Origin of the sequence: Nostoc mirabile CHAB5784, assembly GCF_020829645.1 — a bacterium.
Lineage (GTDB): Bacteria > Cyanobacteriota > Cyanobacteriia > Cyanobacteriales > Nostocaceae > Nostoc > Nostoc mirabile.
This window is the reverse complement of the sequence record NZ_JAIVFS010000163.1, coordinates 1-11,066: the sequence shown is the minus strand read 5'-3', so window position 1 is coordinate 11,066 and position 11,066 is coordinate 1. Positions and strand designations below refer to the sequence as shown.

Below are 11,066 nucleotides of genomic sequence, written 5' to 3'. Positions count from 1 at the left end.
CATCGCAGTACTGATCTACCACGGTGATCGTGGAGGTAGCCGTTCTTGAACCCAATTAAATACCCTTGCTAAGTTAAACTGTTAGTAATTAATTATACTCTCATGAGAGTAATAAAAGAGCGTTAGTAATTGAGTGGACTTGATATAACGTCATTGCAAGGGTTTCACGTTAAGTTGACACCAATGAACATGTTGTGCCCCTACCCGTGTACTTCATTTACCTGAAATACGCTGTAATTATGCGTGAATGCGTGAATGGGTGAATGCGTGACTTCCAGCTTGGGGTACTAGCTTGTCTGGAGAAGATATATTTCCTGATTTTGTTTTGGATTTACGGCTACTGTGCGCTTAATTACAATTTTGAACATAGAGTCGTTGCAATGCAGCGTCTCTACAAATGTTATGGATATGCAACTTATCTGATCCGAACTGCATTGGCTATACTACTGCTAGAAATGAATTTATATTAAAAATTAGCGGATGTATTTCTGACTATTATGTATAAATAATCATCCGAAAAAATTCAGATATTTACAACTTGAAGAGATTGTATTTTGTTACCCGTGCTGTCACAATCATGAAAATATTCTCAGTATTTGTTTTTAATCTTTAATTTTAACTGATGGAGGGCATCTGCGGCAGAAAGGGCGATCGCATGATCAAAAAAGGGTATCGAGTCCAAAAGCTGAAAGCAATATTCATCCTAGCATTGGCAGTTGTATTTACTAATGCTGTAGTCTCATATAGCAACACTGTTAAGCTGATTCACAACCAGCAATGGGTGACATCCTCCTATAAAGTGGTTACTCAACTTGAAAGTATCCAATCTACACTCAAAGATACTGAAACTGCACAACGTAACTACCTAATTACAGCAGATGCAGATGATCTAAAAACCTATCTTGCAGCTGATCAACAAACTAATAGGAATATTCAGATTCTCAGCAATTTAACTGCTGATAACCATCAAAAGCGGCAGTGGATTTCTTTGCTGGAGCCGAAAATTAGCAACAGGCTCAACATCCTGCAACAAGAGATTTCCCTCAGACAAAACCAGGGATTTGAAGCAGTTCGGGAGCGAATCTTATCTGACAAAAACAAGCAACCCGGCAAAGAAATCCAACAGCTTATTCACGACTCTTTAGAGGTAGAGCAAAATTTATTACAGCAGGGAATGCAGCAGTCGCAAGCAAGTTCCCAAAAGGCAATAGTTACATTTTTTATCGCTGCTGTTGTAGATTTAGTGCTGGTGGTGCTTCTGTATGACTTGTTGTGGCGTTATATCAGGCAACTTCAGCAGACGGAACTGGCTTTACGCCAAAGCGAAAATCGTTTACGAGCCATGATAGATGCAGAACCAGAATGCATCCAGTTAATTGCCAGGGATGGAACCCTTTTAGAAATTAATGCAGAAGGGCTGGCAATAATGGAAGTGGAAAGTGCTGATGTATTGATTGGTAAACCAATTGATGCCGTAATTGTACCAGATTATAGAGCAGTCTTTGCCAACTTGCATAAAAGTGTCTGCCAAGGTAATAAAGGGACTTTGAAGTTTGAAATCGTGGGATTTAAAGGTACTCGTCGCTACATGGAAACTCATGCCGTACCACTAGGTAACGAATCTGATGGCACGTTCATCCATTTGGCACTGATGCGAGATATAACCCAGCAAAAACAGGCAGAACAGAAAATCCGTGAACAAGGGTTGCTGCTGGATGTATCAAGTGATGCGATTCTGGTGCGAAATATCCACAACCAAATATTGTTTTGGAATCAAGGTGCTGAACGTCTGTATGGTTGGAAGACTGAGGAAATTGTCGGTAAGAACGTTTTGCAACTTTTGTATAAAGACATTTCACCACAGCTAGAAGATGCTTACTTGAGGGTGATGAATACGGGTGAGTGGCGGGGTGAGTTGCATCAAGTGACAAGGGAAGGGAAAGTAATTATCGTTGAAAGTCGTTGGATACTGATCCGAGATGATAATGGACAACCTAAATCCATTTTGAGTGTGAACACCGAGATTACGCAGCAGAAACAATTGGAAGCTCAACTTCTGCGATCGCAACGTTTGGAGAGTATCGGTACATTAGCTGGCGGTATAGTCCATGACCTGAACAATATACTATCTCCAATTTTAATGTCAGTTCAAATATTGCAAAAGAAATTGCCCGATTCGCAGAGTCAACAAATACTGCAAACTTTAGAAAATAATGTTAAACGCGGCGCTAATTTACTCAAGCAAGTGTTATCTTTTGCACGGGGCATCGAAGCTAAACAGACAATTGTCCAAATTCAGCCTTTGATGGCAGAAATTGAGCAAATTATCACTCAAACATTCCCCAAATCCATCATTTGCCAAACAGATATCCCTAAAAATCTGTGGTATGTCCGTGGAGACGCAACTCAACTACATCAGGTGTTGATAAATTTAGTAGTTAATGCCCGCGATGCTATGCCCAATGGCGGTACATTGAGGATTGCGGCGGAAAATCTGGTGATTGGGGAACATTCTGCCCAGATAAATATTGATGCTAAAGTGGGTTCTTATATTGCGATCGTGGTGACGGATACCGGCATGGGGATGTCGGCTTCAGTCCAGCAACGAATTTTTGAACCATTTTTCACTACCAAAGAGGTAGGCAAAGGTACAGGTTTAGGACTTTCCACGGCGTTGGGTATCATTAAAAATCACGGTGGTTTTGCCAATGTTTACAGTCAGGTAGGCAGAGGGACTCAATTTACACTGTACTTGCCTGCCTCAACATTCAAAGACACACATTTGCTGTCTCCAGAACTAGAATCAGTTACAGGAGATGGCTAATTTATTTATATATTTGTCTGCGTTAATGGTGCCAACGGTAATAATGCAGGATTATCGATAGGACTTACGCAAAAAGGCAGTGAAAGCCTTGATTTCCTGTAGGGGTAATTCATGTAGACGCAAAGCGGCTTAAGGCACAATACGCTTGGGTTAAGGCTAAAAAATAAAACTGGTGTAGGTTGGGGAGCCAGTGCGTTGGGCGGCTCTGCCGACTTGAAGCAACTGGCGTTTGAGGAACGAAACCCAACATTATCAAGGCTTTGTTGGGTAACACTAAAGTTCAACCCAACCTACGATTCTTCTTAACCCAAGCGTATTGGCTTAAGGCAGGGTATTGCCCTTACATTTCGTACTTGATGCGTAAGTCTTAATCGAGAAATAACGCCGAATCTTGCTCCCACATACGTATAACTTGATAGCGGTGATTTGTCATTTCATTTAGATATGCTTCGGTAAAAGCGATCTCGTTATTTGTCTCTTGTAAAAAAATCACTACCTGCGTTATTGGATTGGTAAACCTGATGATAGATGAGCCGCCTAATTTCTATCCCCCACTTGCATTTATGCCAATTACCCCCATGATTATTAAGGCGATGGAAATGAGCTTGATAAGTGTGGCAGATTCACGAAACCAAAGAATACCAATAATAGCAATTAAGACAGTTCCTAATCCAGCCCAGACAGAATAAGCTACACTCACTTCAAGTTTCTTGAGAGCAAGGGTCAAAAAAGTAAAACAAAATCCATAAAAGACAGCTATTAATATGGAAGGGCCTATTTTAGTAAATCCTTGCGATAACTTCATGCAAGTTGTGCCTGAAACTTCAAAGAGGATTGCGGCGATAAGGTAAATCCAACTTGTTGACATATCTGTTATCAGCAGTTTGTGAGGAATCTCTTATTATCTTATCCAAATAAAAAAAATAAAACAGGTCGAATTATTATCATTATTCGCATGAATCTACTAAAAATTTGTAGGATACGCTAGCGTTGAAAGCTTTAAGAAGATGTTTTCTATTAAACTAAATAAAAAGCGCTCTCCAAAAGGAGAGCGCTTTTTTGCGTGAATTACTCAGCCTATACAGATTTATTAGGAAAGTGCAAAATTTTAAATCTTTTATAGTGTGTTATACACCACCCCAGATTTTAGGTGCGCTAGGAGGAATATTTTAACGCACCCTACGAAACTTGCTCTTTATTAAATCCATATTTCTTAGTTAACCATTAAGCGCTTCTTCTTGCTCGGTTTCGATGACGCAATCAGAAGTGGGCTTGGCAACGCAGGTGAGGACAAATCCTTCGTCCATTTGATCGTTGTCTAAGAAGTTCTGATCTGATTGGTCAACTGTACCTGAAATCAGCTTACCGGTGCAGGTAGAGCAAGAACCAGCGTTACAAGAATAGGGCAAATCAAGCTCATATTCCTCGTTAGCGATCTCTAGAATATACTCATCATCAGGAACGTCAATTACTTTTTCGCCGTCTGGGGTACGTAATGTAACCTTATAACTTGCCATGTAACAATTCCTAGTTCAAATAAACTCCATATTCGATACTACGGGTTTATGTGCTGCTAGTCTAGAGTTGTTTGTGGTTGACTGTTTTAGATTCTCAAGCGATTAGTGGGGCTAGTTTACATCTACCAAAAGCTTCAGACCAAAATCACACAGAAAAAAATGTTGCGATCGCTTCAGTAAATCCCTTGATTGAGTGTGCATTTGTTTATCTGCCATTTCATTGCTATTCCAGCTTAGAATGCAATACGCTTGGTGTTCCTGATATTTTGCCGACATTTTTGTAATAGTCAAAGTGTTGTGCTAACCGATATCCCGCCTTGGAATAAATTCCAAGGAAGTGTTGATTGACTAAGTACCGACCCAATCAAAAGTGCTAACCGATATCCCGCCTTGGAATTTATTCCAAGGCTAATAGCTCAAGTCCACTCAAGTGGACTGAAATTTTCTCTTTCACCGAGGACAGCCACGTACATCGCTTCAATTTTTGGAAATAATAGATCCGACGCATGATTTACTGTGTATGAATTTTGACTTAAATAACGTCTCTAAAAAGTAGTGGTTGCTTTTAGGAGGAGCGATCGCCCTGCTCCTGATCTTTGTTTGGAGCGAATATGAGCGAGGGCGACCCTCAAGAGAGGCAAGTGAATCGTTTGACAAACTTATGCGTAGCTCTAAAGAATTGGATTGCAAGTTTTTATACCAGCAACAGAAATGGTCGGAGTATGATGGAAAGTGCAGAAATTAACTTCATGTAGTGAAAAGCGATCGCCTGTCAAATATGACAGTTTTAAATCTTGTATTTAGTCCTCTTGAGAGGAGTTTAGCTATTAGCCTCGGAATTTATTCCAAGGCGGGATGGCAACGAAGCAGAAGCAAAAAAATTGTAGGTTGGGTGGAGGCTAAGCCATTGCTAACATCCTGATATATGTTGGGTTGCGCTCCGCTCCACCCAACCTACGTCTAATGCACTATTTTGCGTAGACAGTCCACTACGTGCATTTCAAAAATCAAATACTAGTCCTATATTAGCCTCGGAATTTATTCCAAGGCGGGATGGCAACGAAGCAGAAGATTTAAAAAATACTGATATTGAGCAATCCTATTTGATTTGTGAGAATTGCAACCCGCAGATCCGCGAATTATTTGAGAAGTCGCGGATCTTTTTCTTGACTAATGATTCAAGATTGCTATATAAATCCTAGCCATTTTTCTAGGATGAATTCTCCCCATTTTTCCGATGCCATCTGGGTTGATAAAACAGGACGATATGAACATCTAAGAACGTTTGCAGAAAAATCTTATGTCTTCATTACTGGCTTTATCCAACAATTTAGCTGACACCGTAGAACAAGCTGGAAGTACTGTGGTTGCGGTAAATGCGGGTACTCGTGTTTCCCCAAGTGGTATTCACTGGCGTAATGGCATCATTGTTACCTCTGATGAGTCACTCCAGCGCTATGACGACATCACCATCACTTTATCAAATGGTAGTACTGCACCAGTAACACTCATCGGTCATGACTCTAGCACTGATATCGCTGTTTTTAAACTAGAAAATTTAGAAATTCCTGTGGCAAAAGTTGGCGATGCCAAAACCCTCAAAGTTGGTCATCTCGTGTTAGGACTGGCAAGAGGTAGCGAAGGTGACTTAAGGGCGGCGATGGGTGCAGTGAGTGTGGTTAGCGGTGCTTGGCGAAGTATGAGTGGCGGAAATATTGACCAATTCATCCGCCCAGACATCACCCTTTACTCTGGTTTTGCAGGTGGGCCGCTCGTAGATGCTGCTGGTTTTGTTGTAGGCATGAATACATCGGGGCGGCGTGGTACTGCTCTGACTATTCCCACTGCTACAGTCGATCGCGTGGTTGACCAATTAGTAGCAAAAGGACGCATTTCAAAAGGCTACTTGGGTGTGGGAATGCAACCTGTACGCTTACCTAAGAACCTGAAAACTGCTCTCAATTTAACTTCTGCAACTGGGGTAATTGTCGTTAATGTTGAGCCTTCTGGGCCTGCTGATAATGCAGGTGTGCTGCTTGGCGATGTTTTGGTAACATTCGATGGCGTAACTGTGGGTGATACAGGTGATGTACTGGCGTTGCTCAATAGTAGCGATCGCATTGGTAAAACTGTCAACCTGCAAGTTGTCCGGGGTGGAGTATTAGTTGAGTTAGCGATCTCCGTTGGCGAACGACCTTTGTAATTCGTAATTCGTAATTCGTAATTCGTAATTTAGAACTTGAAGGTTGAGCTTCTGAACTCGGAACTTCCACCTTTTTGCTCGGACGTTGAGCTTCTGAACTCGGAACTTCCACCTTTTTGCTCGAACGTTGAGCTTCTGAACTCGGAACTTCCACCTTTTTGCTCGAACGTTGAGCTTCTGAACTCGAAACTTCGACTAAAAACTATTGTCAGCCAACAGATTCTATTTTGACATGGGGAAAAATTGTATAACATGGCAAACACAACATTAACTAACATCACTGCTGAATTAACAGAGGTAGCTGCTAAACTACGCGATTGCACTGTTAAAGTGAAAAGCGGCTCTCTGGGAGTCGGTTCCGGTGTAATTTGGCAATCTGACGGACTAATTATCACTAATGCCCATGTCGCAACCAGCAACCGCGCAACTGTGGAATTGGCAGACGGAAGAGTATTTGATGCGGTGCGTACACAATTTGATCCACAACAGGATTTAGCGGCCCTGAAAATTGTCGCCACTAATTTAACTGCTGCAACCATTGGTAATTCTGAGGCGCTACGAGTGGGTGAATTAGTTTTAGCAGTGGGTAATCCGTTTGCTGACAGTGGTGCTGTGACAACTGGAATTATCTATGCAAATAATCCACGAGCAGTTATGGCTGATTTGCGGCTATATCCTGGAAACTCTGGGGGGCCACTTGCCGATTGTCAAGGCCTTGTTGTGGGAATTAACACCATGATTGTTAATGGTTTGGCTGTGGCAGTTCGCAGCAAAACTGTTGAGCGTTTTGTACAGGGAAATAGTCGTCCGCAGCTGGGAGTTACACTGCAACCCGTGCTTTTAAGTAGGCGTAGCTTGGGTTTATTGGTGTTGTCAATTCTACCTAACAGTGCGGCGGAAATTGCTGGTGTACAAATGGGCGATGTTTTAATTGGAGTTTCGGGGCGATTATTCACTAGCATGAATGATTTAACCAAATATCTCCATGAGAGTAAAGGATCTGTACCGCTACAACTCCTACGCGGTGGGCAGCAATTCGTGATTTATGTTGAGGTGCAGGCTGGTAAAACTGCTGTGGAGGCGACATGATCCGAGTGATGGTAGTTGCCACTTCCCCTGTTGTACGGGCAGGGTTATCAGCTGTGGTAACTACCAATCCTCGGCTGACAGTTGTGGGGAGTGCATCCGATTTGGATGTATTGGCGAGGGAAGTTGGGCAATTACAACCAGATGTGGTGCTGGTAGATTTGAGCGGTAATCTTCAACAATCGGTGTGGGAAAAATTGCTGGTTATTCAAGAACAGCAATACCCATTAGGAATGATCGTCATTGTTGAGGAACTCGACAGCATCGACTTAGAGACGGCATTACGTTCTGGTATCCGGGGGATATTGCCCAGTAATAGCACAGAGTCAGAAATTGTCGCTGCTTTGGAAGCGATCGCTTTTGGTTTGGTGGTGCTGCACCCGGATGCTGTAGAATTATTATCTATCCGAGAAAAAGTGGTAACAAATCCTGTACAAACCTTGACACCACGCGAGATAGAGGTTTTAGGAATGCTTGGGTCTGGGTTGGGAAATAAAGCGATCGCTAAAGGCTTGCACATTTCGGAGCATACAGTCAAATTTCATCTCTCATCCATTTTTCAAAAGCTCAGTGTCTCCAGCCGTACCGAGGCTGTTGCTGTGGGTGTCAGATTGGGTTTGATTATGCTGTAATCAATTATCGGTTGGATGCAATAGACCTGCCTTGAAAATAGGGAGTAGGGAGTAGGGAGTAGGGAGTAGGGAGTAGGGACAACAAATTTGGCGTTGCTGATTAAATGTATGAATCTGGGTGTAGAGACGTTGCAATTGCTAGTCTCTACAAAAGTTTTGAAATCACTCAATTCAGCAACGCCCTGCAACGCCAAAAAAATACCTAACCCCCAGCCCCTTAAGAGCTAGCGTTGGGGAGTAGCCTCAAAGCCTCTCTCCTTTTAGGAGAGAGGTTTGGAGAGAGGTCAAAAATTAAGTTGCACATCGCGTGAGGTCTATTCAATATCAAATGATGACATACAGCCTTCAATGAGGTGATGCTGTATATATCACATTTGATTCATCACTTATATGAACATTTTAATGCTCTCTTCCACCTTTCCCTACCCACCAACGCGCGGGGGAACCCAAGTCAGGACATTTAATTTACTTAAATACCTGAGTCAACGCCATAATATTATCCTCGTGACTCAACGCGAGGGCGATGTTACAGACGCAGAAGTAGCAGAATTACGCGATTGTGTGGATCATCTAGCCATTTTTGAACGCCCGCCAGATTCTGCAACCACCGGAATATTAAAGAAAATACAGCGATTTGGTAAATTTCTGCAACAGGGAACACCACCAAGCGTACTCAACCGCTACTCAGTTGAGATGCAAACATGGATTGATAACTGGGTGGAAGCAGGGAAATGCGATGTAATTACCTGCGAACATAGCGTCAATGAAATTTATATACGTTCGCATTTTCCCAAACAACTAAAAACTATAGTTAATATTCATAGTTCTGTTTACGCTACTTGTCGCAACCAACTATCAACGGGAATTTCGGAAAATTCGCTCAGAGACAAAATTAATCTGCCACTTTTGCGGCGTTATGAGCAAAACTACTGTGCTAAATTTTCGGCAATCGTTGCGACAACAGAAGAAGATAAAATTCAACTACAAGAGTTTAACCCTAATAGTGAAATTACAGTTATTCCCAATGGTGTAGATTTAGTTTCTTTCCCCAACCGTACCACCGATCCCGGTGGATACCGTTTAATTTTCATCGGTGCAATGGATAATTTAGCAAACATTGATGCTGTGTGCTTCTTCAGCAACGAAGTTTTGCCAGAAATCCAAAAATTGTATCCTGATACAACTTTCGATATTGTCGGTTCTCATCCGGTGTCAGAAGTTTTAGCGCTTGAGCAAAAACCAGGAATTAATGTGATTGGGCGTGTGCCTTCGATGGTAAAATATTTACATCAATCTACCATCTCCGTTGTACCGATGCGGACTGGGTTTGGCATTAAAAATAAAACTTTAGAGGCAATGGCAGCTGGTGTACCGATAGTAGCTAGCGATCGCGGTTTAGAAGGATTAGCCGTAGATGGTGCTAGTCATCCATTGCGGGCATTACGAGCAAATAAACCGACAGAGTACATCACCGCTATTAGTCAACTATTTGAGCATCCACATCTGCGTTCACAATTATCTCACAACGGCAGACAACTCGTAGAAACAGAATTCACTTGGGATATTGCTGGTAAAAGTTATGAACAAGTATGTCTTAAAAGAGAGTAATAACCTAAAAATATTTGATTTAATCAAGATCCCAGCACTAGTACAATACGGTGGGAAATAGCACAACCATTTGAAATCAATGAAAAAGCCTTTTGACTTTTGACTTTTGACTTCCGCGCAGCAGTACTAGCTTCTAGATAGATTTCAATTCTTCTTTATTGTCGGTGTGGGACAGATGTGTGTAGAGACATTGTATTGCAACGTCTCTACATCGGCTATACAAATTATCTTATCTAAATCGGATTGGTTCAGGGTTAGCTTGTAAAGAAACACATCAATTATTGTCGTATTTAGTTGAAGCACCTAACACAAGTAATTTCTTATGCTTACGTTTATTTTTATTTTTGAGAGTAGTCAAATAATTATCAACGTAGCGGAAAGCAGCTGCACCATCGTAATCAGCAATGGCTATAGCTTGTAAGAAAACCTTTGAAGGAATTTCAAACCCTAAAAATTTTTCTGTTAAAATTAACAAATCTTTATCTGTGGCAGGAAAAGTAGTTTCTTCTGCCTCTTCTGGATCGGAAAATATATCTTCAATTAATGCTTTATACATTTTGTACCTCCCCAAAAGCATAAGACGCAAAGCCTGTGATAAAGTTTAGCTGCTGATCGCGAGTTTGTAAGTTAAGTGGGAGTTCAGTACCAGCACATCCTATCTCCCGCAAAATCTCCAAACAATAAGCACCGAGTTGAGTGTATGAAGCTTGCTCCAATTCTTGAGCTACTTCTAGAGCCATCTCCAGATTGACTTGGATAACCGTTTTTACAGGGTTGGTCATAAACACGCCCTAATAAACTGGATGCTCTAAGTTTTGATCACAAGTTCAAATAGCGTAACGGTGTTTTTGCGGATTTTATAAAGAGGCGAAAATAAAGTATCAGCGCATTTGCGGTAATGTATCCGAAATTAGACAAATAAGTCTGAGAACTCGGCAATTTCGATCTGGGTGCGATCGTCGTTCGCACAGCGTGTCGTTGGCGCAGCCTCTGGTAGAGAAGACAAGCGATCGCTCGCCTAAATAAGTATAAATAAATCTTATAAATCAATGCGCTTGGTCTTAGTGATCTGGAGTTTAGACTAAAAGCGATATGAGAGAACGCAAATCAAATGGAATTAGAGATTAAAAATATTATCTTGTCAGCCTCAAAGCATCCGCGACCTTTAACAATTCTGTAGTATATCTGCTCCAGAT

10 protein-coding genes are annotated in these 11,066 nt (G+C 41.7%); 6 read left to right on the top strand and 4 right to left on the bottom strand.

Annotation, left to right across the window (positions count from 1 at the left end; all coding sequences use genetic code 11):
* Positions 1–622 precede the first annotated feature (622 nt).
* Entirely contained in the window at positions 623–2,824 is a 2,202-nt protein-coding gene (locus tag LC653_RS41720) for a PAS domain S-box protein (RefSeq protein WP_229501160.1), read from the top strand.
* A gap of 544 nt (positions 2,825–3,368) precedes the next feature.
* On the opposite strand, the gene LC653_RS41715 is transcribed toward LC653_RS41720, so the two are convergent.
* Together LC653_RS41715 and LC653_RS41710 are read right to left on the bottom strand one after the other, a co-directional pair.
* Entirely contained in the window at positions 3,369–3,692 is a 324-nt protein-coding gene (locus LC653_RS41715; protein WP_229501159.1) for a DMT family transporter, read from the bottom strand.
* A gap of 349 nt (positions 3,693–4,041) precedes the next feature.
* Complete coding sequence (locus LC653_RS41710) at positions 4,042–4,341, bottom strand: ferredoxin (protein WP_229501158.1); 300 nt, start codon at positions 4,339–4,341, stop codon at positions 4,042–4,044.
* A gap of 77 nt (positions 4,342–4,418) precedes the next feature.
* Between LC653_RS41710 and LC653_RS41705 the strand changes: the two genes are divergently transcribed.
* The 5 genes from LC653_RS41705 to LC653_RS41685 all read left to right on the top strand — a co-directional run bounded on the left by LC653_RS41705 (position 4,419) and on the right by LC653_RS41685 (position 9,870).
* Positions 4,419–4,625: a hypothetical protein gene (locus tag LC653_RS41705; RefSeq protein WP_229501157.1), complete on the top strand. Its 207-nt coding sequence runs from the start codon at positions 4,419–4,421 to the stop codon at positions 4,623–4,625.
* A gap of 1,016 nt (positions 4,626–5,641) precedes the next feature.
* On the top strand, positions 5,642–6,544 hold the full coding sequence (locus tag LC653_RS41700) for a S1C family serine protease (protein ID WP_229501156.1): 903 nt from the start codon (positions 5,642–5,644) through the stop codon (positions 6,542–6,544).
* A gap of 252 nt (positions 6,545–6,796) precedes the next feature.
* On the top strand, positions 6,797–7,633 hold the full coding sequence (locus LC653_RS41695; protein WP_229501155.1) for a S1C family serine protease: 837 nt from the start codon (positions 6,797–6,799) through the stop codon (positions 7,631–7,633).
* A complete protein-coding gene (locus LC653_RS41690) occupies positions 7,630–8,262 on the top strand; it encodes a response regulator transcription factor (RefSeq protein WP_229501154.1) in 633 nt (210 codons plus the stop codon). Before LC653_RS41695 ends, LC653_RS41690 begins: the two co-directional genes overlap by 4 nt.
* 390 nt (positions 8,263–8,652) lie before the next feature.
* Positions 8,653–9,870, top strand: a complete 1,218-nt coding sequence (locus LC653_RS41685) for a glycosyltransferase family 4 protein (RefSeq protein WP_229501153.1) — start codon at positions 8,653–8,655, stop codon at positions 9,868–9,870.
* Positions 9,871–10,144: 274 nt separating this feature from the next.
* On the opposite strand, the gene LC653_RS41680 is transcribed toward LC653_RS41685, so the two are convergent.
* Both LC653_RS41680 and LC653_RS41675 read right to left on the bottom strand, forming a co-directional pair.
* Positions 10,145–10,426, bottom strand: a complete 282-nt coding sequence (locus tag LC653_RS41680; RefSeq protein WP_229501152.1) for a hypothetical protein — start codon at positions 10,424–10,426, stop codon at positions 10,145–10,147.
* A complete protein-coding gene (locus LC653_RS41675; protein WP_229501151.1) occupies positions 10,419–10,652 on the bottom strand; it encodes a hypothetical protein in 234 nt (77 codons plus the stop codon). The genes LC653_RS41680 and LC653_RS41675 overlap by 8 nt, the downstream gene beginning before the upstream one ends.
* Positions 10,653–11,066: the final 414 nt, after the last annotated feature.